Source organism: Pseudarthrobacter sp. fls2-241-R2A-168 (genome assembly GCF_030209335.1).
In the GTDB taxonomy this organism is placed as follows: Bacteria; Actinomycetota; Actinomycetes; order Actinomycetales; family Micrococcaceae; genus Arthrobacter.
Genome location: NZ_JARVSG010000015.1, coordinates 71,875 through 97,534, shown reverse-complemented (window position 1 = coordinate 97,534; position 25,660 = coordinate 71,875). Strand labels below are relative to the sequence as shown.

At 66.9% G+C, this 25,660-nt stretch carries 21 protein-coding genes; 12 read left to right on the top strand and 9 right to left on the bottom strand.

The window, feature by feature from the left end; genetic code table 11:
• Nucleotides 1-110 precede the first annotated feature (110 nt).
• On the bottom strand, nt 111-332 hold the full coding sequence (locus QRN11_RS10595) for a DUF7455 domain-containing protein (RefSeq protein WP_013600696.1): 222 nt from the start codon (nt 330-332) through the stop codon (nt 111-113).
• Nucleotides 333-587: 255 nt separating this feature from the next.
• Here QRN11_RS10595 and QRN11_RS10590 point away from each other — a divergent pair, with 255 nt between their 5' ends.
• Nucleotides 588-2,696, top strand: a complete 2,109-nt coding sequence (locus QRN11_RS10590) for a DNA gyrase/topoisomerase IV subunit B (protein WP_091420053.1) — start codon at nt 588-590, stop codon at nt 2,694-2,696.
• A 92-nt stretch (nt 2,697-2,788) separates the two neighbouring features.
• Here QRN11_RS10590 and QRN11_RS10585 read toward each other — a convergent pair whose 3' ends face one another.
• Nucleotides 2,789-3,793, bottom strand: a complete 1,005-nt coding sequence (locus QRN11_RS10585; RefSeq protein ID WP_285250926.1) for a M56 family metallopeptidase — start codon at nt 3,791-3,793, stop codon at nt 2,789-2,791.
• Nucleotides 3,794-3,799: 6 nt separating this feature from the next.
• Nucleotides 3,800-4,186 carry a BlaI/MecI/CopY family transcriptional regulator gene (locus QRN11_RS10580; RefSeq protein ID WP_050055484.1) on the bottom strand — a complete coding sequence of 129 codons (387 nt, stop codon included), beginning with the start codon at nt 4,184-4,186 and terminating at the stop codon, nt 3,800-3,802.
• Between the two features lie 272 nt (nt 4,187-4,458).
• Here QRN11_RS10580 and QRN11_RS10575 point away from each other — a divergent pair, with 272 nt between their 5' ends.
• The 3 genes from QRN11_RS10575 to cydD are packed head-to-tail and all read left to right on the top strand — an operon-like array spanning nt 4,459 to nt 10,654.
• Entirely contained in the window at nt 4,459-6,060 is a 1,602-nt protein-coding gene (locus QRN11_RS10575; RefSeq protein WP_285250990.1) for a cytochrome ubiquinol oxidase subunit I, read from the top strand.
• Between the two features lie 27 nt (nt 6,061-6,087).
• A complete protein-coding gene (gene cydB, locus QRN11_RS10570; protein ID WP_285250925.1) occupies nt 6,088-7,137 on the top strand; it encodes a cytochrome d ubiquinol oxidase subunit II in 1,050 nt (349 codons plus the stop codon).
• A 1-nt stretch (nt 7,138) separates the two neighbouring features.
• On the top strand, nt 7,139-10,654 hold the full coding sequence (cydD, locus tag QRN11_RS10565; RefSeq protein WP_285250924.1) for a thiol reductant ABC exporter subunit CydD: 3,516 nt from the start codon (nt 7,139-7,141) through the stop codon (nt 10,652-10,654).
• Here cydD and QRN11_RS10560 read toward each other — a convergent pair.
• Together QRN11_RS10560 and QRN11_RS10555 are read right to left on the bottom strand one after the other, a co-directional pair.
• Entirely contained in the window at nt 10,636-11,154 is a 519-nt protein-coding gene (locus QRN11_RS10560) for a DinB family protein (RefSeq protein WP_142058103.1), read from the bottom strand. The genes cydD and QRN11_RS10560 overlap by 19 nt on opposite strands.
• Before the next feature lie 9 nt (nt 11,155-11,163).
• On the bottom strand, nt 11,164-13,671 hold the full coding sequence (locus QRN11_RS10555) for a DNA gyrase/topoisomerase IV subunit A (RefSeq protein ID WP_285250989.1): 2,508 nt from the start codon (nt 13,669-13,671) through the stop codon (nt 11,164-11,166).
• 76 nt (nt 13,672-13,747) lie between these two features.
• On the opposite strand from QRN11_RS10555, the gene QRN11_RS10550 reads away from it, so the two are divergent.
• From QRN11_RS10550 to QRN11_RS10535, 4 genes are read left to right on the top strand one after another with little or no spacing between them, the layout of a single operon-like run.
• A complete protein-coding gene (locus tag QRN11_RS10550; protein ID WP_285250923.1) occupies nt 13,748-16,432 on the top strand; it encodes a bifunctional acetate--CoA ligase family protein/GNAT family N-acetyltransferase in 2,685 nt (894 codons plus the stop codon).
• A 41-nt stretch (nt 16,433-16,473) separates the two neighbouring features.
• Nucleotides 16,474-17,217, top strand: coding sequence for a DUF5998 family protein (locus QRN11_RS10545; protein WP_142058107.1), 744 nt, complete (start codon nt 16,474-16,476; stop codon nt 17,215-17,217).
• Nucleotides 17,217-18,449 carry an alkaline phosphatase family protein gene (locus QRN11_RS10540; RefSeq protein WP_502935026.1) on the top strand — a complete coding sequence of 411 codons (1,233 nt, stop codon included), beginning with the start codon at nt 17,217-17,219 and terminating at the stop codon, nt 18,447-18,449. The genes QRN11_RS10545 and QRN11_RS10540 overlap by 1 nt, the downstream gene beginning before the upstream one ends.
• The gene (locus QRN11_RS10535) at nt 18,442-19,173 is read left to right on the top strand and encodes a thymidine kinase (protein ID WP_285250922.1); all 732 of its coding nucleotides are present in this window, start codon (nt 18,442-18,444) and stop codon (nt 19,171-19,173) included. The genes QRN11_RS10540 and QRN11_RS10535 overlap by 8 nt, the downstream gene beginning before the upstream one ends.
• Nucleotides 19,174-19,320: 147 nt before the next feature.
• Here QRN11_RS10535 and sepH read toward each other — a convergent pair whose 3' ends face one another.
• Both sepH and QRN11_RS10525 read right to left on the bottom strand, forming a co-directional pair.
• Nucleotides 19,321-20,694, bottom strand: a complete 1,374-nt coding sequence (sepH, locus tag QRN11_RS10530) for a septation protein SepH (protein ID WP_285250921.1) — start codon at nt 20,692-20,694, stop codon at nt 19,321-19,323.
• A 265-nt stretch (nt 20,695-20,959) separates the two neighbouring features.
• On the bottom strand, nt 20,960-21,448 hold the full coding sequence (locus tag QRN11_RS10525; RefSeq protein WP_285250920.1) for a DUF3093 domain-containing protein: 489 nt from the start codon (nt 21,446-21,448) through the stop codon (nt 20,960-20,962).
• A 175-nt stretch (nt 21,449-21,623) separates the two neighbouring features.
• On the opposite strand from QRN11_RS10525, the gene dut reads away from it, so the two are divergent.
• The 4 genes from dut to QRN11_RS10505 all read left to right on the top strand — a co-directional run bounded on the left by dut (nt 21,624) and on the right by QRN11_RS10505 (nt 24,179).
• Complete coding sequence (dut, locus tag QRN11_RS10520; RefSeq protein ID WP_285250919.1) at nt 21,624-22,163, top strand: dUTP diphosphatase; 540 nt, start codon at nt 21,624-21,626, stop codon at nt 22,161-22,163.
• A 117-nt stretch (nt 22,164-22,280) separates the two neighbouring features.
• Entirely contained in the window at nt 22,281-23,009 is a 729-nt protein-coding gene (locus tag QRN11_RS10515; RefSeq protein ID WP_285250918.1) for a DUF3710 domain-containing protein, read from the top strand.
• Nucleotides 23,002-23,364, top strand: coding sequence for a hypothetical protein (locus QRN11_RS10510; RefSeq protein ID WP_091420077.1), 363 nt, complete (start codon nt 23,002-23,004; stop codon nt 23,362-23,364). Before QRN11_RS10515 ends, QRN11_RS10510 begins: the two co-directional genes overlap by 8 nt.
• The gene (locus QRN11_RS10505) at nt 23,361-24,179 is read left to right on the top strand and encodes a DUF3159 domain-containing protein (RefSeq protein ID WP_285250917.1); all 819 of its coding nucleotides are present in this window, start codon (nt 23,361-23,363) and stop codon (nt 24,177-24,179) included. Before QRN11_RS10510 ends, QRN11_RS10505 begins: the two co-directional genes overlap by 4 nt.
• A 13-nt stretch (nt 24,180-24,192) precedes the next feature.
• Here the strand turns inward: QRN11_RS10505 and QRN11_RS10500 are convergent, their stop codons facing one another.
• Both QRN11_RS10500 and QRN11_RS10495 read right to left on the bottom strand, forming a co-directional pair.
• A complete protein-coding gene (locus QRN11_RS10500; protein ID WP_091420080.1) occupies nt 24,193-24,936 on the bottom strand; it encodes a potassium channel family protein in 744 nt (247 codons plus the stop codon).
• Nucleotides 24,933-25,607 (bottom strand): potassium channel family protein, encoded by a 675-nt coding sequence (locus QRN11_RS10495; RefSeq protein WP_142058125.1) that lies wholly within the window; start codon nt 25,605-25,607, stop codon nt 24,933-24,935. Before QRN11_RS10495 ends, QRN11_RS10500 begins: the two co-directional genes overlap by 4 nt.
• Nucleotides 25,608-25,660 lie beyond the last annotated feature (53 nt).

Genomic DNA, 25,660 nt, shown 5'->3' with positions numbered 1-25,660 from the left:
AGCAGCCGGCGGGCCGTTTTGCTTAGTACCAGGCGCTGCTGAGCGAGCGGCTGAGGTTAAAACGAAGAGGGACCCCACCTTCCGGTGGGGTCCCAACTGCTTCGGGTGTGCTAGTCGATTTCTACGGCAGCCTTCTCGTGAAGCTTGCCCGTCTCATCGTGCCAGTCGGAGCTCAACGGCTTGAGCGTTGCCTCGACTGCACGGGCGTGGTGGCCGCAGAACAGCAGCTCACCGCCGGAGGACTCGAGTACAACCCGCACATATGCCTGGGCTCCGCAACGGTCGCACCGGTCGAGTGCGTTGAGTGTGCGGTCTGCCACTGCTGTTGTCATGTCGGCCTCCTTAGTAGATCAGTACGTCTATATAACCAGTATTCGTAACAAAACCATCGCAAGGATGGGGCAAGTTCGCTGTCCGCGTATCCGCAAGAGTGCGTCAAGATCTGCACAGTCCCGTTCAAGAAGCGCTAAGTGGCGCGGGGCACAGGCCCTGCCAGGTGTGGCAGTCGGTGGTGCGCGGCCCGGCCGACTACCCTAGGAAGAGCGAATCCCAGCCCGCTGTTCCATCCTTGAAGGAGTTCACCACCGGTGGCACCAAGTTCTGATTACACTGCCCGGCACCTGTCTGTCCTGGAGGGCCTCGAAGCCGTCCGCAAGCGCCCCGGCATGTACATCGGTTCCACCGACTCCCGCGGGTTGATGCACTGCCTCTGGGAAATCATCGACAACTCCGTTGACGAGGCCTTGGCCGGGTTCGGCCACGACATCAAGATCATCCTCCACGCCGATAACTCCGTGGAAATCCACGACGACGGTCGCGGCATCCCCATCGACAAGGAACCAAAAACCGGGCTGACCGGCGTCGAAGTGGTCTTCACCAAACTCCACGCCGGCGGAAAGTTCGGCGGCGGCTCCTATACCGCCTCAGGCGGCCTGCACGGTGTGGGCGCGTCCGTGGTCAACGCCTTGTCCTCACGCCTCGACGTGGAGGTGGACCGCGGCGGCAAAACCTACAAGATGTCCTTCCGCCGGGGCGAACCCGGCCGCTTCAAGGACGTCGGATCCAAGGTCGACCCGGCCGCACCCTTCACCCCGTTTGTGGACGATTCCGTCCTGGACGTGGTGGGCAAGGCCAAGCGCGGCGTCACCGGCACCAGGATCCGGTACTGGGCTGACCGGCAGATCTTCACCCCGGACGCAAAGTTCTCCTACGACGAACTCGCCGCCCGGGCCCGGCAGACGTCCTTCCTGGTGCCCGGCCTCAAGCTCACCGTGCGCGATGAGCGGAAGGTCCCGGGAACCCCCGGCGAAGCCGGTCCGCATGAAGAGGTCTTCCACCACGACGGCGGCATCTCGGAATTCGTCGAGTTCCTGGCTGCCGATCCCGCGGTCACCGACGTCTGGCGGCTGCACGGCTCGGGCAAGTTCAAAGAGACCGTTCCCGTGCTGGACGAACGCGGGCACAGCCAGCTCGCCGAGGTGGAACGCGACTGTGAAGTCGATGTGGCCCTGCGCTGGGGAATCGGCTACGACAGCACCGTCCGAAGCTTCGTCAACATCATCTCCACGCCCAAGGGTGGAACGCACCAGTCCGGCTTTGAGCAGGCCCTGGTCAAGACCTTCCGCAAAGCCGTGGAAACCAACGCCCGCAAACTCAAAGCCGGCAACGACAAAATCGAAAAGGACGACATCTTCGCCGGCCTCACCGCCGTCCTGACCGTGCGCCTGGCCGAACCCCAGTTCGAAGGCCAGACCAAGGAAATCCTGGGCACCTCCGCCGTGCGCGCCATAGTGGCCAAGGTGGTGGAGCGCGAAATCACCGCGAAGATCAACTCCGCCAACAAAAACGACAAGTCCCAGTCGGCCCTGCTCCTGGAAAAAATTGTCAGCGAGATGAAGTCCCGCATCTCGGCCCGGGTGCACAAGGAAACCCAACGGCGCAAGAACGCGCTGGAAACTTCCTCGATGCCCACCAAGCTGGCTGACTGCCGCACGGACGACGTCGACCGTTCCGAACTGTTCATCGTGGAAGGCGACTCGGCGCTGGGAACCGCCAAGCTGGCCCGGTCCTCGGACTTCCAGGCGCTGCTGCCCATCCGCGGCAAGATCCTCAACGTCCAGAAGGCGTCCGTGGGGGACATGCTCTCCAACGCCGAGTGCGCCGCCCTCATCCAGGTGGTGGGTGCCGGCTCCGGCCGCAGCTTTGACATCAGTGCCGCCCGCTACGGCAAGGTCATTCTTATGACGGACGCGGACGTGGACGGCGCGCACATCCGCACGCTGCTCCTGACGCTTTTCTTCCGCTACATGCGCCCCATGATCGAAGAGGGCCGCGTCTTCGCCGCCGTCCCGCCGCTGCACCGGGTGGAGGTCATCAATGCCGGCCAGAAGGCCAACGAGATGATCTACACCTACTCCGAGGCGGAGCTGCACGTGCTCCTGGCCCGGCTGGCCCAGGAGGGCAAGCGCTACAAGGAGCCCATCCAGCGCTACAAGGGCCTGGGCGAGATGGACGCCGAGCAATTGGCCGAGACCACCATGGACCCACGGCACCGCACGCTGCGGAAGGTGGGGATCGAGAACGCGAAGCAGGCGGAGGAAATCTTTGACCTGCTGATGGGCTCGGACGTCTCGCCGCGCAAGGACTTTATCATCGCCGGCGCCTCCAGCCTGGACCGGGAGCGCATCGACGCCTGACCTTTTTCACCGATGGTTGAGCTTGTCGCAACCCCGGTTTCGACAAGCTCAATCACCGGTAGGTGCGGCACAGCGGCGTACGACGACGGGACTCAGCCGAACAGGCCCGGCACCACCAGCAGGGCTGTGGGCAGCGCCAGCAGGAGTACGCAGCCGGCCAGGACCAGGCTGCGGACCGGGGCCGGCAGTTGCGGCTGGGGGGAGAGCAGCCGGCTGACCCGGGAGGCCGTGGTGCGGGCCGAGTCCGCGCCGGCGGCCGCTGCCGGGTCGAGCCCGGCCAATGACAATCCGGACGCGGCGAGCCCGGCCGGAGCAGGCTGGATTTCTGCTTCGCCCGGCGTCCTGGCGGATCCGCTGGCAACGATGGCAATGGCCTTGATGAGCGTGGCTTTGCTTTCGGTTTTGAGCGCGACGTCGTCGGCCAGCATCTCGATCAGGGAGTTCACGGACTCCTGCGCAAGCCGGGTGGTGGGAAGCCAGGGGAGCGCCTGCCGCCAGGCGGCGAACGCCCACAGGAGCAGGTGGTGCCGCTGGCTCAGGTGCGCGTTTTCGTGGATCAGCACGGCGCGCAGTTCGGCCGGCTCAAGGGCAGCCATCAGGCCATCCGACAGCACGGTTACCGAGCGCGCCCCGCCGGGAAGGCAGTAGGCCACGGGTGAATCGTGGCTGATGACCAGCGTTCCGGCCCCTTCGGTGGACGGGGAGGCCAGGAGCGCGAGAAGCTCCCGGTGCCGCCGCCGCTGGCGCTCGATCTTGTAATAGGTCAGCAGCAAGGTGAACACCAGGTGCGCCGTCAGCAGCGCGGCGGCGGACAGCGCGAAGATATGCCAGAAGCCCAGGTCCGTGGTGGGGGCGTTGAAGAGCACCATGCCTGCAAGGGCCCGAAGGCCGGCGATCAGGTTGTCGCCGACGGGCTCCAGCCCGTACACCAGCATGGCGCCGATCATGGACAGGCCACCGGCAAGGGCGATGGCCTGCCAGAGCACCATGGCCGTAAAAGGGGACCGCGCGGGCCACTGTGCACGCGAGAGGAGGATAGGCACCGGCCACGCCAGGACTATCGCAAGGACCGCCAGCAGGTATGAGGCCCAGAACATGGTCCGCTAGATGTGGCCAAGCAGTTTGCGCAGTGTCTCGGCTTCACCTTCGGAAACGGAGCCAATGAAGCGTGCCAGCACGGCTTCACGGTCCGGGGCTGACCCCAGCACTTCGTGCATCAGCTCCGCTGTGTGGTCCTCGCGGCTGGATACCGCCTGGTAGCGGTGCGGGCGGGTTCCGCGTTCGCGCTCCACCAGGCCCTTCTTCTCGAGCCGGGACAAAACGGTGAGGACGGTGGTGACGGCCAGTTCCTTGCCTTCATGGCCGGCGCTGCCATCCTGCCCCGCTGACGTCTGTGCCAGCCGATCCCGCAACGTGTTGGCGGTGGCTGCTTCATGGCCCGCCCAGAGCAGGTCCATCACTGCCCGTTCCAGTTCACCAAGACTAGCCATTTGCACTTTTCCTTTGTTTCCCCGCACCACTGCCATGGACAGCGGTGACATCATGCGTTTTGCTACTACTACAGGATCCAATTTACCCCGATTCCGTTTCACTTTCTACATCGGGTAGAACACGGGCAGGTCACGGCCCCACTGCACGCATGGTGGAGCCGCAGGCCCCGTTTTTACAGTGCCGCCGGCGTTGTTCTACACTTTGTAGAAGTTAGAGTTTCTACAGAACGTAGAAAACCTTCGCCCGGACAGTAGGGACCGCCATGGACGCTTTGGACGCTCTGGAAATCGCACGCTGGCAATTCGGCATCACCACCGTCTATCACTTCATGATGGTTCCGCTCACCATCGGCCTGGGCCTGGTGGTGGCCGTCATCCAGACCATCTGGCACCGCACCGGAAAGCCCGAATACCTCCGGATGACCAAGTTCTGGGGAAAGCTCTTCCTGATCAACTTCATCATGGGCGTGGCCACCGGCATCGTCCAGGAGTTCCAGTTCGGCATGGCCTGGAGCGAGTACAGCCGGTTTGTCGGTGATGTCTTCGGGGCGCCGCTGGCACTGGAGGCGCTGCTGGCCTTCTTTGTGGAGTCCACCTTCCTGGGCCTGTGGATCTTCGGCTGGAAGCAGCTCAAGCCCGCCATCCATCTCGCCTGCCTCTGGATCGCCGTCGTCGGCTCCGTGTTCTCCGCGTACTTCATCATCGTGGCCAACAGCTGGATGCAGCACCCCGTGGGCGTCGAGATGATCGACGGCCGGCCGGTCATGACCGATGCCTGGGCAGTCTTCACCAACAACACCGCCCTCGTTGCCGTACCGCACACCCTTTTCGGCGCACTCGCCGTGGCCGGCGGCTTCCTGCTTGGCATCGCCTGGTACCACCTCTGGCGGAGGCGGCGCGACGGCGTGGACACCGTGGGTGCCGACGGCAAGGTCATTGCAGGGGAAGCAGCAGAGATCCCCGGCCGCGACCGGGACGACCACAAGGTCTGGCTCCGGTCCCTGCGGATCGGCGCCGTGGTGGCCATGATCTCCTTTGCCGGAACCGCCCTCACCGGCGACCTCCAGGGCAAGCTCATGTTCGAGCAGCAGCCCATGAAAATGGCTGCCGCCGAAGCAGCATGCCACGACGGCACCGGATTCTCGGTCCTGAGCATCGGCAACATCGGCTCGCAGAGCTGCGACGACATCGTGGCCCTGATCGAGGTTCCCGGCATCCTCTCCTACCTGGCCAAGGGCGATTTCAGCACAGAAGTACAGGGCGTCAACAGCCTGCTGCCCGAGTACAAGGAAAAGTACGGCACGCACCTTCCGGACAACCCGATCTACGGCGAGCGCGCCGGGCAGGAAATCGACTACCTTCCCGTCATGGAGGTCACCTACTGGGGCTTCCGCATGATGATCGGCTTCGGCGGCCTCGCGGCCCTCGCAGCCCTGGTGGCACTCTGGCTGACCCGCAAAGGCACCGTCCCGGAGTCCAAGTGGCTGATGCGGCTTGCCGTCTTCGGGATCCTCGCCCCGTTCGGCGCCAACGCGGCCGGCTGGATCTTCACGGAGATGGGCCGCCAGCCGTTCGTGGTGGCACCGAACCCTGACCCCAGCGGCATTGACCAGGTGTTTATGTTCACGGCAGCCGCAGTTTCGCCCGGTGTCTCCGCCGGTGAACTCATGACGTCCCTGGTCACGCTGACCGCCATCTACGCCGTGCTGCTGGTGGTGGAGGTCAAGCTGCTGGTCAAGTACATCCGGGGCGGCGTGGTGTCCGCGATGCCGGAGCTCGTCCACGCCCCGGTGGACGAAAACGAAGACGCCACCCCCGGGCCTGGCGGCCCCGTCGGCAAACCGGCCGACGACGTCCTGGCCTTCGCCTACTAGCCCCGCCACGAGCAGAGGAAACAAAGAATGGAACTGCTGCCAACCATCTGGTTCATCGCCATCGCAGTGCTCTGGACCGGGTACCTCTTCCTGGAGGGCTTTGACCTGGGCGTGGGCATGCTGATGAAGCTGTTCGCCCGGAACAACACCGAACGCCGCGTCCTGCTCAACACCGTGGGCCCGGTGTGGGACGGCAACGAGGTGTGGCTCCTGACCGCCGGCGGTGCCACCTTCGCTGCCTTCCCGCTCTGGTACGCCTCGCTGTTCTCCGCCCTGTACCTGCCGCTGCTGGTGGTCCTGGTGGCACTGATCTTCCGTGCCGTGGCCTTCGAATACCGCGGCAAGGTGGACACCGAGCAATGGCGGGCCCGGTGGGACTGGGCCATTGCCCTGGGCTCCTTCTTCGCGGCCTTCGGCGTGGGGGCTGCGCTTGCCCTGACCACCACCGGCCTTCCCCTGAACGCCAACGGCGACCGCGAGGGCGGCCCGTTCGCGTGGTTCAACGGCTACGCGGTCCTCGGCGGACTCGCCGTCGTCGGCTTCGCGCTGGTCCATGCCCTGGCCTTCCTTGCCCTGAAGACCGACGGCGAGGTCCGCCACCGTGCCCGCACCTGGTTTGTCCGGCTGCTCCCCGTCCTGCTCCTGCCCATCGCGGCGTGGGCGGTGACGGTGCAGGTCCTCGAAGGAAAGCCCTGGACCTGGGCGCTGGTCCTGCTGGCAGTAGCCGCGGCAGCCACAGCCTGGTCGATGGCCCGGAAAGGTGCGGAGGGAAAGGCGTTTGTGGCCCTGGGAGCGTTCCTGGCCCTGGGCTCCGCGTCCATCTTCGGGGCGGCGTTCCCGGTGGTGCTGCCTTCCACCCTGAATGAGGCCTTTGACCTCACCATTTCCAACGCCTCATCCTCGGACTACACTCTGGGCCTCATGAGCGCAGTGGCCGCGTTTGGACTCCCGCTGGTCATCGCCTACCAGGCGTGGACCTACTGGGTCTTCCGGAGACGCGTCAGTGCTGCCCACATCCCGGAGGCCCACAGCTTCCTGCCGGCAATCGCCGCCAAGGCTTTCACCAACAAAGGCTGACATGCGCCCCACCTTCCCGCCCGGCCCGGCCACCCGTTCCGCCATCTACTGGCTGGGACTCCTCGCCGCCCTCAAGGCGCTCTCCCTGGTGCTGATCGGCCAGGCGGTAGCGTCGGTGCTCGCCGGCCTGGTGGCGGGGAACCCGGCGTGGGCGGAGCAGATCGCCGCCGGTATGGCTGGCGTGGTCCTCCGTTCGGTGACCGTGTGGGGACAGGCCGTTGCGGCCCGCCGGGCAGCCCTGGGCATCAAGGAGGAACTCCGCGCCGGGCTGCTGGACAGGGCACTGCGCAACGGCGTCCGTGGCACGGGACCGGCCGACGGCGGACTGGCCGTGCTGGCCACCCGCGGACTGGACGCGCTGGACAGCTACTACACGCAGTTCCTGCCCGCCCTGGTGAACTGCGCCGCGGTTCCACTGCTGGTGGGTGCGCGGATCCTTTTCGCTGACTGGGTTTCCGCGGTGGTCATCGTCCTGACCGTTCCGCTGGTGCCTCTGTTCATGGTGCTGATCGGCCGGTACACCGAGGACAATGTCCGCGAAGCACAGGCCGCCCTGGCCCGGCTCTCCACCCACATGCTGGAGCTGGCCAAGGGGCTTCCCGTGCTGGTGGGCCTCGGACGTGCCTCCGCCCAGCGCAAAGCACTCGAGGAGATCTCCGAGGAATACCGGTCCCGCACCATGGGAACCTTGCGGACCGCATTCCTCTCCGCCCTGGCGCTGGAACTGATCGCCACCATCTCCGTTGCCGTGGTGGCCGTGTTCATCGGCGTCCGGCTGGTGCACGGCGACATGCCGCTGGAAGCCGGACTGCTGGCCCTGATCCTGACGCCGGACTGCTACCTGCCTTTGCGCGAGCTTGGCACCGCCCACCACGCCAGCGACGACGGCAGGGTGGCGCTCGCTGAAACCACCGCCGTCACCGGGGCGCCCGAGCCGCAGCCGCTGCCCGCAGCCCGCGCCGGCCGGCCAGGTGCCCCCATCACCGTCGCGGCACTCACGGTGAGTTACGACGGAAGGCCGCAGCCCGCCGTCGGCCCGCTCACGTTCACCGCGCCGCAAAGCCGGATCACCGCCCTGGACGGCCCGAGCGGAGCCGGCAAGAGCACCGTTCTGGGTGTCTTGGCGGGGACCATCGGGCATGGAGCGGGTACTTCCGTCAGCGGCACCATCTCCGGCCTGGACCGGCACCACATCGCCTGGGTCCCGCAGCACCCGGTGATGGTGGCGGAAACGGTCCTCGACGAGGTTGTGCTGTACCTGACCGGTAAGACGGGCATAGAGGCCAACCGTCCCCGCCGGCACGCTGCCGAGGCAGCCGCCCGAGTCTGCCTGGCGCGGGCAGCGGCCGCCCATCTTGCCGGCAAGCACCCGGCAGAGCTCAGTCCCGGCGAACTGCGCCGCGTGGCGCTGGCCCGCGGGCTGGCCCGGATCGAGGCCGGCGCCACGGTGCTCCTGCTGGATGAACCCACTGCGCATCTTGACGATGAGTCGGCGATGCTCGTGGAGGACACCATCAGGAACCTCCGCGGGCAGGTGACGGTCATCCTGGTAGCCCACGAGGAACGCACGCGGGCGCTCGCCGAACACCTCGTGCCCGTGGCCGGAAGCGGCCTCACATCCCCGGCTCCTGCGGCAGCGGTGCACGCCGGCCCGACAGCTGATCCGAGCAGCAGCGCGGCAGCGGTCTCCGCGAAAGCCCGGCCGGATGCGGCGGAACCCCTGGCGGACAACGCGGAGCAGGTCAGCGCCACCCAAACCAGTGCCAGCCAAGCCAGCCCCGTGCACCTGCTGTCCGCACTCCTGGCGCCCGTGCGGGGCAAGTTTGCCGCCGCAGCAGTGGTGGGAACCCTGGCGGCGGTCTTCGCCGTGGCCCTGTCCGGCCTGTCCGGCTGGCTCATTATCCGCGCCGCCGGGCAGCCGCCCATCCTGTACCTGCTGACCGCGATCGTTGGCGTGCGGTTCTTCGGGATCGGCCGGGCGGTGCTGCGGTACTGCGAACGGTTGCTCTTACACGATGCCGTGTTCGCGGCGCTGACCCGGCTCCGGGGCCGGCTCTGGGAGTCGCTGAGCCGGCGGGCGCTGCCGCTGCGTCGCCTGCTGCAGGGCGGCAACGTCCTGGGAACGGTGATTGACGACGTCGAAACCGTCCGCGATCTCCTGCCGCGCGTGGTCCTGCCCCCGGTCACGGCGCTGGCAGTGGCTGCGCTGGCCCTCGTCACCACGTCGGTGCTGGTGCCTGCCGCGCTTCCGGCCGTGCTCGGTGCCTGCGCGGTGAGCCTCCTGCTCGCCCCCGCAGCAGCACTCTGGGGCGACCGCAAGTCCGCCACCGCTGAGCAGCTCCTCCGCGCCGGTGTCCTGCGGCGTGTGGCGGCAGCCCTTGACGCCCGTGCTGACCTGCACGCGAACGCCGCAGCTCCCCGCGTCCTGGATGCCCTCCGCGCCCAGGACCGCAACGCCACCAAAGCTTCCCAGCGGTCAGCCTGGGCGGACGGCCTGGGCCAGGCCCTCACCACGGCTGCCTGCGCAAGCGCCGCGCTCGGAGCCGCCTGGCTGGCGGGCCCGGCCGTGCTCGCTGGCCAGCTTGCGCCGGAAACAGCAGCAGTGGTGGTCTTGCTGCTCCTCGCGCTGGTGGAACCTTTTGCGGCGATGACGACGGCGGTACGCCAGTTCCCGGCGCTGCGGACAGTCATGGCGCGGGTGGCGGAGTCGGGCGCCCTGGACGACGCGTCCGGCAGCGGCGACGGTGATGGACTTCAGACTGTTCCTGCCCGCCCGGGCGGTCGGCCCGGCGTCGAACTGGCCGGCCTGTCAGCGGCCTGGCCGGGCGGTGCACCCGTGTTCGCCGGGCTGGACGCCGTGGCCCAACCCGGGCGGTGGCTGGCCGTCACCGGCCCGTCGGGGTCGGGAAAGTCCACCCTGCTGTCAGTCCTGCTGGGATTCCTTCCCGTGGCCGCAGGGCGGATCGGCGTAACTGGCCGCGCCGCGTGGTGCCCGCAGGAAGCACACCTGTTTGATTCGACGATCCGCGGCAACCTCCTGCTCGGGAAGCCCGGCAACGAAACAACCGACGACGAAGATCAGGCAGATGCCCGGCTGCTGGAGGTGCTCGCGTCGGTGGGCCTCACCGGCCTGCTGGAGCGGTTGCCGGCAGGCCTGGATACGAGGATCGGGCCGGGCGGGGCGTTCCTGAGCGGCGGGGAGCGCCAGCGCCTGGCCGTTGCCCGCACCCTGATGACCGGTGCCGAGGTGATCCTGCTGGATGAGCCCACCGCGCACCTGGATGCGGAGTCGGCCCGGGCCATGCTGGCGGATCTCCGGCAGGGACTGCGCCACCGCACCGTGGTGCTGGTGACGCACAACCCGGCAGATATCCGGCCCGAGGATGCCCGCCTGGTGCTGGCGGCCGGTTCGGAAAACCCGGGGTCAGAGGACCCACGAGCAAAGGGCTCCGCTTCAGGAACCGCTGGTGGACACCTGGTGCCGTCCTATGCGGGGGATCAGCCGTCCACGTCGTGAAGGTGGTGGACCACGTCGTGCAGGAAGTACTGGGACAGCGTCAAGACCGTGAATTCGGAGCCGTTGCTGCGCAGCCCTTTGCGGCCCCACTCTGACTCCCGCACGGCGGCAAAGGACTCGGCGGCCTGCTTGCCTTCCGCCGTCAGTTCGGCGCTGACAACGGCCGGATCGGCGTTGGCGTAGTCCTTGTCGACGGCCGTCTGGTCCTGGTCCCAGTTCTCGAACCGGGCGTCGTCTGAATCCAGCATCAGGTTCAGCCGCTGGTCGAACAGGCTGAACACGTCCCGGACGTGGCAGGCGTACTCCAGCGCTGACCACGTGTGGTCATCCGGGCGCTCGGCCACGCCAGGGCGGCGGAGAACGGCGCGCCAGCGCGGCAGCATGCTTTCGATTGTCCCGGGCACCGTGGAGGGCGTGGTGGTGGAGGCGTCGAACGAGCATTCCGGGCAGGGACGGGTCAGGACCCAGGTCCAGTCCTTTTCATCAGGAACGATAGGCATGGAAGCAGTCTAAGCGGGATCGGGCCAGGCCATCGCTGGGCCCACCACATCCACCGGCTGGGACAGCGGGACACCCGAACCGTCACGCCGGCCGTGCTCCTGGGGAAGGGACCGCGCCACGCCGGCGGCGGACGAAGCCTTGGCCGGGCCATGGCCGGCCCACGCCAGCAGGAGGATGTCCTCACCCTTCAGGAACCGGTGCGCGCGGACGCCCGCCGTGGCGCGTCCCTTGGCCGGGTATTCGGAGAACGCCGTCACCTTGGCGGTGCCTGGAGCAGTTCCCGGCAGGGCGCCTGTGGTGCCGGCGATGGTCACCACCACGGCCGCTTCATCCTTGGGGTGGATCGCGCCGAAGAACAAGACCTTGTCACCCGCGGCGAGTTTGATGCCGGCCATTCCACCGGCCGACCGGCCCTGCGTCCGCACGGCGGCAGCCCCGAACTTGAGCAGCTGGGCCTGGCTGGTGAGGAACACCAGTTCGGCGTCGTCCTCGCCGGCAGGCGCCACGCCCACCACGAAGTCCTTGTCCTTGAGCGAAATGATTTCCCAGTCCTCGCGGTTCAGAGGGTAGTCCGGCTGGACCCGCTTCACCACGCCCTGCCCGGTGCCGATGGCCAGGACTTCATCCAGCCGGGCGAAGGCCACCAGGGATTCCCCTTTCTGCAGGGTGATGAAGTCCTTCGCCGGGACACCGCCGGCAAGGTTGGGCAGGCCGGAAACAGGGGGCAGGACCGGCATGTCCATCACCTGCAGGCGGAGCATGCGCCCGGAGGAGGTAACGGCGGCAATCTCGCCGCGTGCCGACGTCTTCACTACCGAGGTAAACACATCGTGCTTGCTCCGGGGCCCGGCTTCTGCCAGGGGCTCCTGGTTGCTGGTGCGGGCGATCTGGCCGGAGGCGGTGAGGATGGCCCAGCAGGGATCGTCGGCGATCTCAAGTGCCAGGGGCACCGCCTTGCCCTTCTTGCCCGGGGCCGCGAGTTCGGCGGCCACGGTGGGGGAGACGGCTTCGGATTCGAGCAGGAGGGTGCGGCGCGGGGTCCCGTGCTCCTCCGCGATGGCGCCGAGTTCGTCAGAGACCAGCGTGCGCAGCCGCTCGTCCGAGGCGAGGATGGCTTCCAGTTCCGCGATCTCGCGGCGCAGCTCGTCCTGTTCCTTCTCCAGCTCGATCCGGGAGTACTTGGTCAGCTGGCGGAGGCGCAGTTCCAGGATGTAGTTGGCCTGGATTTCGGTGAGGTCGTAGATGGACATCAGGCGGGCGCGGGCGGCGGCAGCTTCATCCGAGGAGCGGATGATCTGGATGACCTCGTCGATGTCCACGATGGCGATGAGCAGGCCCTCCACCAGGTGGAGGCGGTCCTTCTTCTTCCCCAGCCGGTACGCCGTGCGCCGGCGCACCACGTCGATCCGGTGGTTCACGTAGACAGTCAGCAGCTGCACCAGGCCCAGGGTCTGCGGCTGGCCATCCACCAGGGTCACGTTGTTGATGCCGAAGGAATCCTCCATCGGCGAGTAGCGGTAGAGCTGCTGGAGCACGGCGTTGGGGTTGAAGCCGTTCTTGAGTTCGATCACCAGCCGCAGCCCGTGCTTGCGGTCCGTCAGGTCGACGATGTCGCTGATGCCGGTCAGCTTCTTGGCGTTGACGGCGTCCTTGATCTTTTCGATGACCTTTTCGGGACCCACCATGTAGGGCAGTTCCGTGACCACCAGGCCCGTCCGGCGGGCCGACAGCTGCTCGACCTCCACCTTGGCGCGGGTCTTGAAGGATCCGCGACCGGTGGCGTAGGCATCGCGGATGCCGTCCAGCCCCACGATCCGGCCGCCGCTGGGCAGGTCCGGGCCGGGGACGAACCGCATGAGGTCATCCAGGGTGGCGTCCGGGTTGGCAATCAGGTGCCGGGCGGCGGAGATGACTTCCACCAGGTTGTGCGGGGCCATGTTGGTGGCCATGCCGACGGCGATGCCCGTGGCACCGTTGACCAGCAGGTTGGGGAACGCGGCGGGGAGGACTTCCGGCTGGGTCAGCTGGTTGTCGTAGTTGGGGACAAAGTCCACCACGTCCTCATCGAGGTGGTCGGTGAGGGTGAGGGCGGCGGCAGCCATGCGGGCTTCGGTGTAGCGCGGGGCCGCCGGGCCGTCGTCGAGCGAGCCGAAGTTGCCGTGCCCGTCGATCAGCGGCAGCCGCAGGGAGAAGTCCTGGGCCATGCGCACCATGGCGTCGTAAATGGCGGTGTCGCCGTGCGGGTGCAGCTTTCCCATGACCTCGCCCACCACGCGGGCGCTCTTGACGTGGCCGCGGTCGGGGCGCAGGCCCATGTCGCTCATCATGTAGAGGATGCGCCGCTGCACGGGTTTCAGGCCGTCCCGGGCGTCCGGAAGCGCGCGGGAGTAGATCACCGAATACGCGTACTCCAGGAAGGAGCCTTCCATTTCGGAGGTCACATCGATGTCCACGATGTTCTCCGTGTAGGGCGTGCTGTCTTCCACAGCGGGGGTGGAACTTTGGCGGCGGGCCATGGGGGTTGGTAAATCCTTCTGGGTACTGAGCAGCGAACGGGGGTGTGCTGCCATAGTTTTTGGCTAGGCTAAGCCTATGGTGGATCAGCCCGGGGACGGCGAATATCCGGAACATTGGGAAGCCGATGTCGTACTGCGTGACGGCGGAACGGCCCACCTGAGGCCAATCCACCCGTCCGACGCCGATGCCGTCCAGGCCTTCCATATCGGGCAGTCGCAGGACTCAATCTACATGCGCTTCTTCGCGTTCAAAGCCAGGTTGTCCAGTAAAGAGCTTAAGCGCTTCACGGAGGTTGACTACAAAGACCGGGTGGCTTTTGTGATCACCATCCGCGGCGAAATTGTCGGCATTGGCCGGTATGACCGGCTCGATGACCCCACCGAGGCCGAGGTGGCATTCAACATTTCCGACGCCCATCAGGGGCGGGGGATCGGCTCCATCCTGCTGGAACACCTGGCCGCGGCCGCCCACGAAAACGGGATCCGGCGGTTCAGCGCCGAGGTGCTGCCGGAGAACCGGAAGATGCTGATGGTGTTCTCCGACGCCGGGTACGACGTCCGGCGGCATTTCGACGACGGTGTGGTCAGCCTCGAGTTCAACATCGATCCCACCGAGAAGTCGCGGGCGGTGATGGAATCCCGCGAGCACCGTGCCGAGGCGAGGAGCGTGCGGGACCTGCTGACGCCGTCGTCCATTGCCGTCATCGGTGCCAGCCGCAAATGGGGCACGGTGGGATACCAGCTGCTGGAGCACATCATCGAAGGCGGGTTCCGCGGCCCGGTCTACGCGATCAACCCCGAAGCGCTGGAGCTTGCCGGCATGCTGTCCTTCGGCAAACTGTCCGAGGTTCCGGAGCCCGTCCAGCTTGCCGTCGTGGCCGTGCCCTATGAGGAAGTGCCCGCCGTGGTGGCGGACTGTGCAGCCGCGGGCGTCAGGGGACTTGTGGTGGCGTCGGCAGGCTTCGCGGACGACGGCGAACGCGGCCTTCTGCGCCAGCGTGACCTCGTGCGGCAGGCGAGGGCCAGCGGCATGCGCGTGATTGGGCCGGCCTCCCTGGGCATCGTGAACACCAACCCGGACGTGTCCCTGAACGCCTCCATGGCGCCTACGCTGCCGCTGCGCGGGGGACTGGGACTGTTCAGCCAGTCAGCGGCGATTGGTGTCTCGCTCTACGCTGCCTCGAGCCGGCGCCGGCTGGGGCTCTCCACCTTCCTGTCAGCGGGGAACCGGGCCGATGTTTCGGGCAACGACATGATGCAGTACTGGGAAGACGATCCCGACACGGCCGCCGTCGGCCTTTACCTTGAATCGATTGGCAACCCGCGCAAGTTTTCCCGGCTCGCACGGCGGCTGGCCCGCACCCGCCCGGTGATCGTGGCGAAGTCCGACGCCATGGGGCTGCGGCTGCCGCCGGGGCATGCAGTCCGCACCACCCAAGCGCCTTCCGGGGCGCTGGACGCCATGCTGCGCCAGTCCGGAGTGATCCGGGTGGAAACCATCGAGCAATTGATGGACGTGGCGCAGGTGGTGTCCGGCCAGCCCCTTCCGCTGGGGCCGGGACTCGCGATCTTCAGCAACTCGCACGCGCTGGGCAATGTGGTGGCGGACAGCGCCTCGTCCCAAGGGCTCACCGTCGAAGAACTGGTGACGGGCGTGGATCTCGACGCCGGGCAGTCGGTTGCGCTGCCTGCCCTGCGCGCCAGCCTGCTCAAGGTGCTGGAGCAGGACGATGTCCACTCGGCGGTGGCCGCGCTCCTGCCCGCGCGGGGACTGACCGTGGACAGCATCGCCGAAATACTGGCCGAGTGTTCGGCCATAGCCGGCAAGCCCGTGGTGGCGGCGTTCACCGGCATCCTGGACGCGTCGATTTACGTGGAGGGAATGGTGGGTTCGCCGGAACGCGCCGTGCCTTGCTTCTCCAATCCGGGTGCTGCGGTGGCCGCGCTCGCTGCTGTGGCCAGGTACTCGGAATGGGTGTCCCGGGACCAGGGCCATTTTGTGGAGCCGGACGGCTGCAGCCCGGAGCTCGCGCGGACCGAACTCGAAGCCCTGCTGCGGGACGTTAAGGGCGAGCAGCTCAAACGCCTGGATCCTGCAGCCACCGCCTCCTTGCTGGGCCACTACGGCATCACGGTGCTGCCGTCCGTGGGCTTTGACACTCCGGATGAGGCGGTGGAGGCGGCGGAATCGCTGGGCTGGCCGGTGGTGTTGAAGACCACCGATCCTGCCTTGCGGCACCGGCTTGACCTCGGCGGCGTGCGTTTGGACATCCAGGATGCCGATTCGCTGCGGCAGAACGTGCTGCAGATGCGGCGGGTCCTGTCCAACTATGGCGACCCCGCGCTGGAAGTGCAGAGCATGGCCCCGGTTGGCCAGGCGTGCACGTTCCGGGCCATTGAGGACCCGCTGCTGGGGCCGGTTATCTCGTTCGGGCTCGCCGGGGACGCCGTGAACCTGCTGGACGACTGGTCGCACCGGGTGCCGCCATTGTCCGCGGCGGACGTGGTCGACTTCATCCGCGGCCCGCGTGCGTCGCGGAAGCTGTTCGGTTACCAGGGCCTGCCGGCTGTGGATGTGGCTGCGCTGGAGGACCTGGCCGGCCGGCTTGCCTGGCTGAAGGACAACCACCCCGAAATTGCCCTGGTGGAATTCAATCCGGTCCTGTGCGGCACGTCGGGTTTGACCATCCTTGCGGCGGACATCCGGATCGGCAACCCCGCCCAGCGCACGGACAGCGCGCGCCGGGCCATGCTGGGCTGACGCGGTTAGCAAGAGTCCGGCCGATCTGTGAAAATGGGGTAATGAGCTCACAGCCTCCCGCTTCGGCGCCCGAAACGCCCGGCAACGAAACCCAGGCAGTCCGCCACCACAGCTCACACAGCCACACCGCGCAAGGCCAGAGCCTGGAAGGTGCCCTGCAGAAGGCCGGCTTTTACCCCCGCCTCGTGGCAGATGTTGTGGATGACGCCCTGGACGGCCGAGACTGCGTGGCGCACCTGGTGCACCTGGAGACCCACTTCGACCGTGCCGAAGTCCGCCGCCACATTACGGTGCTGGTACTGACCGCGGACATGCTGGTCATCACCCACGTCGATGACCAGCAGCTTGATGAAGCCGGCGAACAGATTGTGGCCCAGATTTCCACTGAATCCGTCCCCGTGGCCCAGATCCGCTCCGTGGTGCTCAGCTACATGTACTCGCAGCCGCAGAACTATAAGCCTTCCGACCCCGTCCGCGAAGTCACCTTGTCCATTGCGTGGTCCGGCGGGCAGCGCCTGGATATGGGACCCGCCAGTTGCGGCGACCCCCAGTGCGAAGCAGACCACGGCTACAGCGGCACCATTGCGCAGGAAGACATTGTGTTGCGGATCAGCGCCGAGGCGGACGGGCTGCAGGCAGTCCAGGACGCCAAGCTCTTTGCCCGGGCACTTCGGGCCGTGAACACAGGGTCGCCGGCCCCGCAGCCGCACGTCCAGTCAATGCCGCCGCGGCCACGGGCCGGTGTTTTCGGCAACCGCCTCAGCCGCGGGCACCAGCAGCGCTGATGCCCGAAGACCGCCAGCCGACAGATATCGTTCCGCCCGCCCGGCCAGGCCTCGAGTTTGTTATGCCGCCGGCCCCCGCATACGGGCAGCGTTCCATTGCCGAGGTGCTCACGAGCGCCGCGGCCAGCCTGGGTTTGGACGGGTTCGCCAACACGCTCGGCCTTCCGGCAGCCTCGCGGGTGTGCGTGGTCCTCGCCGACGGGCTGGGCCGGAATCTGCTGAAGCAGAAATCCGCCCACACGCCGTTCCTGCGCTCCGTGATGCAGGCCGGGCAGGGCGAGGTTCCCGTCTGGCTCGATTCCACCTTTCCGTCCACCACCGCAGCTGCCTTATCCAGCTTCGGCACCGGACAGGCTCCGGGCCAGCACGGCATGGTGGGCTACGACGTCCTCGATCCGCGGCAGGACAAGGTGGTCAACCTGCTGGGGAACTGGGATCCCGGCGTCGATCCCGCCGCCTGGCAGCCGTTTCCCACCGTGCTCGAGCGCGCTGCGGAGCATGTGGATGTCACCACGGTGAGCCTGCCGCAGTTCGCGGATTCCCCCATGACCCGCGCCGCCCTGCGGGGCGGCCGGCATATTTCCGGAGTCACTTCGCATGCCCGCACGGCCTCCGCAGCCGAGGCCATGGCCTCTGCGGGTCCGTCGCTGATGTACTTCTACGTGAACGAGCTGGACAAAGCCGGGCACCGGTACGGCTGCCAGTCCGAGCAATGGGAGCACCAGTTCGAAGAGCTCGACGCCACCGTGAAGCGCCTGAGTAATACCTTGCCCGCAGGCACCTCTATCCTGCTCACGGCGGACCACGGCATGCTGGATGTCCCCGAGCAGCAACGGATCGACTACTCCGCCGAACCTGCGCTGCTGGAAGGGGTCCGGCACACGGCCGGCGAACCGAGGATGGTCCACCTTTACCTTGAAAATGGAACCGGCCCGGACGTCCGGGACCGGCTGCTCGCGGCGTGGCGGGCGCGTTTCGGTGACCGGATCTGGGCCTTCACCAGGGAGGACGCCATTGCGGCGGGCCTCTTCGGTACGGTGCGTCCCGCCGTCGAAGGCAGGATCGGTGACGTGATGATCGCCGCGCGGGATCCGCTGGCGCTGTACGACACCCGCCGTGTCCGTCCCGCAGCCATGGAAGTGGTAGGCCAGCACGGTTCCTTGACCAAGGCTGAGCGGGAGGTCCCCCTGCTCTGCTTCCCAGCCGGCGGCAGGAGCCCCCGGCGTGGCTGAACTGGTCTTTTTCTCCGGCACCATGGACTGCGGAAAGTCCACCCTGGCCCTGCAGATGGACCACAACCACCGCGCCAGGGGACGCGGCGGCGTACGGTTCAGCCGGAACGACCGCGCCGGGGAATCGCGGATCTCCAGCCGCCTGGGCCTGCAGACCGATGCCGTGGAGGTGCTGGACAGCACGGACTTCTGGGAGGAAGTCATGCTGCGCCGCACCCAGGGGCAGCGCATCGATTATCTGATTTGTGACGAGGCCCAGTTCTACACGCCGGAGCAGGTGGAACAGCTGGCGAAGGTGGTGGACGAGATTGACGTGGACGTCTTCGCGTTCGGCATCACAGCAGACTTCCGCACCAGACTGTTTCCGGGCTCCCAGCGGCTCGTGGAGTTGGCGGACAGGGTGCAGGTCCTGCAGGTGGAGGCACTGTGCTGGTGCGGCCGCCGCGCCACGCACAATGCCAGGACGGTCGACGGCGTGATGGTCACCGAGGGCGCGCAGGTGGTGGTTGGTGATGTGGACATGGCGATGGACGGCGCCCCTGGAACGGCTGAGCTGGACCATGATCCGGTGGTGGGATACGAGACGCTGTGCCGCCGGCATTACATGCGGCGGGTGACTGCCCACGGGGCCGCCCTGATGGGCCGGCAGGATCCGTTGCTGCCGTTCGAGGTTGATGCGTGCTTGTGGCGTGGGTCAGGCGGTACTGGGGTATCAGGGGCTTAGGCTCGGCCTGACTCTCCGCGGCGACGCCACATGGCGCTGCTGCGCTTCGGCGCCGGACCCTATTGCCGCTTGCTGCTCCTTCGTCGCTATGACGCAAGCTACACAAATGACCCCGGCGCCTACGCTGGGTGCCCGGCCTCTGAGCGCCTACTCGCTGCGCGTGCCGAACACAATCTCGTCCCAGGACGGAACGCTCGAACGCTTTGGCCTGCCCGGCTGGCGCTCGGGTGCGCCGGTTTCCGGGAGCTGGCCGGTAACGGGGGAGCTGTCGTCGGGCCGGGGAGCCGGACGCCGCGGGTTGTTGCCCAGTAACTCGTTCAGGCCAGCGCCACTGGAGGGATTGACGCTTTCAGAAGAGGCAGCGGCGCTCCCGCCAGCCTTACTGCTGCCTTCGTCCCCGGAAACCTGCCCCTGAGTGCCGCCCGAGGGCCGCTGGGGGGAGGCCACAATGGTGATCTCGCGGGTTTGGGTGCTTACGCCGTCGTGCAGTTTGAGGGCATCTTCCATCGCCTCCCGGTGCGGAGGTATGAGGCTGAGCCGCGACAACATGGAAGGCCTGGCATCCCGTCGCCGGGTGAAGGAGTTGGCCTGGGCGGCTGGAGTTTCGGGGTTTTCCTCCGGCGACTCGTCGGCATGCTCCTCAGCCTCGGGGATGACCTCCGACGGCCTGGGATGGGCAGCGGGGACACCATGGGTCAGCAGCAGCGCCAGGGCGTCGTCCGAATCCTCGTCCACACCCAGCCGCTGGCCGCGGCGGGACCGCAGCATGTCCAAAAGTCCATCCGATTCCTTGCCGTCGGGTTGGCCCTCGGCGCCCGGCGACGGGCGGGTGGAATCGGCGTCGGTTTCAAAGTCGAAGGGGCGGTCGGTGACGGCGGAGAGCCTTCGGGCCGGAACGGGCCCGTCCAGGGGCTCGAGCTCGCTGAGCTGCTGGGCCCAACGGTTGGCATTGTGCAGCGACTTCCGGGTAGGACTGAATGTCCAAAGTGCTGGCGGTTCTTCACCGATCCCGGCTTTTCCACCGGTGTTTGCCTCGAAACTGGCCGATACTGTCCACGTGCCATCCTGGCGCCGCCAGGAATCCCACTCCACGGAGGAGGGGTCGATGCCGTGGGCAGAAAGCCTGTGGGCGACCATGTCATCCAAGGTGGCCGGATTGTCGCCGAACGCGGACCGGTAGATGTCGTGGCCGGGCGAAGGGGAAGCCACTTCCACCTTGCGGGCCTGCTGGGCCACGTACTCGCGTTCCGCCAGTACGGGTCCCTCGTAGCGTTCCACTTTTGCAAGCGGGAGGCCGGACAGCTCGGCCACCTCCGCAGCCGTGGCGCCGGCCCGGATACGGGCCTGGATGTCCCTCGGGGACAGGGGAATGGCGGGCCGCTCGGCAGCAGGCCTGGGAGCAGGCCTGCTTGCGGTCCTCAGCGCTTCATCGATCGGCAGCTGGAACATCTCGCCGCCGGCCCCGCTCAACAGGAGATGCGTCCCGTCGTCGTGTACGCCTACAAGCCGTAGATCCTGCATACAAATCCTCCACCCTGGCATTACTATCAACCGAAACTCTGCCACCCGGTGAACCGGTTTTGGGTCAAGGGGCAGGGCGCGCCGCAATATTCCGGCTCCCCGCTGTGCCGGGGAGCTGCAACTGGCAAAGCCACTGGTCTTCCATACGGACTCCAACACGACGGCTGCAGCCTTGGAATGTGTTGGGCAGCAAGCGCAGGCAGTACGACGACGGGACTGGCACCTGCAGTCGGCGTCACTTATGCGCCAGGGCAGGCAGTGCGGGTCACCTGCGTGCCAAGGCCGCCGTGAGTTTGTCCGGATGCCGCGAGGAGGTCAGCCAATACGGGGTCTGGTCCGACGGATCCGCGATCTGGATCTTGACCACGGGGTCAATCCAGCCCCGGATGCACAGGTAGGCCAATCCGTTGAGCCGGGTTCCGCGTTCTGCCGTGGCCTCCTCTTTCCGGAACGCCTCCACTGCACCCACAAAACGCCGTTCAATCCTGGCCCGGCCCACGGTCAGCGAATCGTCAGTCACCACAATGGCCGGGGTGGACAGGACCAGGAGGATGGCGATGATTGCGAAGAGCACCGCTGCGGCCGTGTATCCCGCCGTTATGCTGATGGGCGCGAACACCAGGATGCCGGCCCCCGCGACACCGGCCGAGATGATCCAGATCCACACGTTGGGCCACAGCTTCTCCCGATAGATCACCGGCGCCCCTGGGGAAGGTATCTCGGGCACGGGCGCAGGGGAGGTTGATTCGGGCATAAGCCAAGCTTTCCATTTTTGCCCGGCTATTTCACCTTGGCTCAACCCGGCTGTTTCCCTTGCAGGCAACCCTTCGAGCACCGGTACCCCGTGAGGAGCGAAACCCCCGCCGGTACCGCGCTCCCGGCCGGTGGACCTAGGACTGATTTGGGGGCGCGGGTTAGAGTGAGTGACTGTGACTGATCATCCCGCCACAGTAGACACGTTCCCTGACGAAGCCGCCGCAGCCGGGTCCGCGGTTCCGGCCGCCCTCGGCGTTCCCACCCTGCAGGTCCAGCTGAAGATGCTCGACCCGGAGCTTGAGGCGCCGTCCTATGCCCACCCGGGCGACGCCGGTGCGGACCTCCGTGCACGCGAGGATGTTGTCCTGAAGCCGGGGGAGCGGAGACTTGTCCCCACGGGCGTGGCCATCGCCCTCCCTGACGGCTTCGTTGCGCTGATCCACCCCCGCTCGGGCCTGGCCACCAAACACGGCCTCACCATCGTGAACGCTCCGGGAACGGTGGATGCGGGCTACCGCGGTGAAATCTCCGTCACCCTGCTGAACACCGATGCGACGCAGAGCATCGAGCTGCGCCGCGGCGATAGAATTGCCCAGATGGTCATTCAGCGTGTTGAGTACGCGCAGTTCGTCGCTGTCGACGAATTGAGCGGGTCCGTGCGTGGCTCGGGAGGATTCGGTTCCACGGGCGGCTTCAACGTGCCAGGCGCCTGAACCTTTTTCTTCCCCCCAGCCGTTCCCAGGTCAGGAATGTTTCCTGCCGGACGGCCGTAAAGCACCACGGCGGGACCCCCACGGGCCAGCCCGGCAACCAACTAAGGAGACACCCAAATGGTCTTTGGGCTCGGCAGGAAAGCCAAGAAGGAACAAGCAGCCGAACCGGATGAACTGTTGCCTGCCGCGGAGACCTCGCAGGAGGCGAGGGACAGTTCCGGACACCGTGCGGACGGCCCGTTCGATGATTCAGAAATCAGCAGCCGTGACGGTTACGTTGACCTGGGCGCGCTCCTGATCACCCCCAGTGAAGGGCTCCAGCTCCGGCTCGAGGTGGAAGAAGCGACGCAGCGCGTCGTCGCGGTCACCATGGACCTGAACGGTTCCAGCCTCCAGCTCCAGGCGTTCGCTGCCCCCAAGAGCGAGGGCCTCTGGGACGAGATCCGGGAACAAATCGGCCAGTCCGTCGGTGTCCAGGGCGGCCAGGTGGAGGAGATCGACGGTCCCTTCGGCACCGAGCTCGTGGCGAAACTGCCCGCAGGCCTGCCGGACGGGAGCCAGGGCTACCGGGTGGCCCGCTTCATTGGCGTGGACGGCCCCCGCTGGTTCCTGCGCGGCGTCCTGGGCGGTGCCGCAGCACTGGAACGGCCCGCCGCGGAACCCCTCGAAGCACTGTTCCGGCAGGTAGTGGTGATCCGGGGAGACAACCCGATGCCGCCGCGCGATCTGCTGCAGCTGCGCCTGCCCAAGGACGCTACCCCGACGCCGCCGCCAGGCGCGGCAGCACGTCCGGAACCATCACTGCAGGAACCTGAACGTGGTCCTGAAATCACCCAGATTGGCTGATATCGCATCAGGTGGAGCCCCGCTTGGCGACAGCGGAGATGTTCCCCTCAGCCAGTTGCCGGTCAAGGGACGCGTTGTGTGCCGCGGGTGGATCGAATCGGTCACCTACGTTCCAACCGACCGGACCGCGGAGTTCAGCGCCATGGTCTCCGACACCGATGCCCGCCACCGCACCGCCGGCGCCGCTGCAGGACAGCCCGCCAGGCTGCGCGTGGTATGGCTGGGACGGCGGCGCGTACCCGGTATCGACGCCGGCACCGAGGTGCGGCTGGAAGGAATGCTCTCGGCGGTGCAGGGCCTGCCCACGATGTTCAACCCACGCTACGAAATACTGTCCCGCCAGGAGAATGAATGACCGTGCCCAATCCAGACCCTTCCACCGGACCTGGACCTAGACCCGACGGCCAGCAGGCCGGCCAGGCAAAACCGGAAGAGGGGCGGATCCCTGGCGAGGGAGAGACGCCGTCGCCGATGGCAGGACTTGCTGCCGAATACGCCGCGAAGGCGGGGCTGCACCGCACGCATGACGGACGGGTGGACGTACTGCGCAGCGCCGGCGGAGTCCAGGGTATTGCCGAAAGTATCCTGCCGGGCCTGGTGTTCCTCGTGGCGTACACCATCAGCCGGGACCTCACTGTTTCACTCGTGGCCGCCTTGGCCGCTGCCGCGGCGTTTACCGTGGTCCGGCTGGTGCAGCGGCGCCCCCTGACGCAGGCATTGGCGGGTGTGGTGGGCGTGGGCATTTCCGCCTGGCTGGCGAACACTACCGGCAAGGCTGAGGACTTCTACCTGCCGGGCTTTTTCACCAACGCGGCCTACATCGTGGCCATGGTGATTTCGATCCTGGTCAAGTGGCCCGTGGCCGGGCTGTTGTTCGGGTTCATCCGCAACGAGGGCCTGGACTGGCGCAAGGAACCCGCGCGGCTCAAGGCTTACCGGCTCGGCACCTGGATCATCGTTGCCGTCCTGACGCTCCGGCTTGTGGTCCAGGTACCGCTCTATCTCCTGGGACCCGAGGGGCTGGCCGCCCTCGCCACCACCAGGCTCATTATGGGCGCTCCGCTGTACATCCTGGGCATCTGGGTGGCCTGGCTCATCACCCGGCCGGCACCGGCAAGCACGGGCGCAGAGGACGGCGCAGCCCCAACGGACGCAACAGCCCGCGACTAGCCGTCGAACAGAACTAGCCGTCGAACCCGTCGTCCTCCGGGCTCTGCTGCTCTGCGTGGCCCGTGCCGGCGTCAACCCGCGGCCGCGGCGGTTCCGAGGAATCGGGGGAGAGCAGGGCGCGCAGCTCGTCCTCCGCCGCAATGGTGGTGACAAAGAACAGTTCGTCGCCACCGTCAATAACGTCGTCGCGGCTCGGCGTAATCGGTGCGTGGTCCCGGAGGATGGCCACCAGGGTGGAGTCCTCGGGCCACTGGATGTCGCCCACCGTACTGCCGATAACGTGGGAATCGTGCGGAACGGTGAACTCCACCAGTGAGGACACACCGGTCTGGAGCGTCAGCAGCCGGACGAGGTCGCCAATCTCCACAGCTTCCTCCACCAGCGCCGTCATCAGCTGGGGAGTGTTAACGGCAACGTCCACGCCCCATGAATCGTTGAACATCCAGTCGTTCTTGGGATTGTTCACCCGGCCCACAGTGCGGCCAACGCCGAATTCGGTTTTCGCCAGCAGGGACACCACCAGGTTGACTTTGTCATCACCGGTGGCCGACACCACCACGTCAGCGTCCTCCACCTTGGCGCCCTGCAGCGTACTCAGCTCGCAGGCGTCGCCCACCAGCCAGTGGGCGCCGCGGAGCCCGCTGCGCCCAATGACCTCAGGCTTGAGGTCGATCAGCAGGATTTCGTGCTTGTGCGCCAGGAGTTCCCGGGCGATGGACGACCCGACACTGCCGGCACCCACAATCACAACTTTCACTGGTACTCCTTGGCGGGTGCTTTCGCGAGGATCTGGGCGACCTGGGCGCTGCGGTCAACCTGCAGCATGGCGTGGACGGTATCGCCGTCCTGGTAGGCAGTACCGGCGTCGGGAAGCAATCCTTCGCCGAAACGGGTGAGGTACGCGATCCGGATGGCGGCTGCCTTTTCGATGCTGCTGATCCGGTGGCCGATCCAGCCGGCGTCGAGGTCCAGCTCGGCCAGCACCAGGCGTCCCGAAGGCTCCCGGAAATCGCCCGCCAGGTGCTGTTCGGGAAGGATGCGCCGCAGCACCTGGTCCGCGCTCCAGCGGACCGCCGCCACTGTGGGGATTCCCAGGCGCTGGTAGATTTCGGCCCGGCCGGGATCGTAGATCCTGGCGACAACATGGGGGACATGGAAGGTTTCCCTGGCCACGCGGGTGGCAAGGATGTTGGAATTGTCACCGCTGGAGACTGCGGCGAAGGCGTACGCTTCAGCGACGCCGGCCTGCTTGAGGGTGTCCCGGTCGAACCCCACTCCGGTGACCTTGCGGCCCGTGAAGCCCTGGCGGAGCCTGCGGAAAGCGCGGTCGTCCTGGTCGATGATGGCCACGGAATGCCCGGCGTCTTCAAGGGTGTGCGCCAGCGTGGCCCCCACCCGGCCACATCCCATGATCACGAAATGCGCCACCAGTATCTCCTCTTGTTTCTTTCCGGTTCGTCCTGCCGCTAGAACTCTACCGT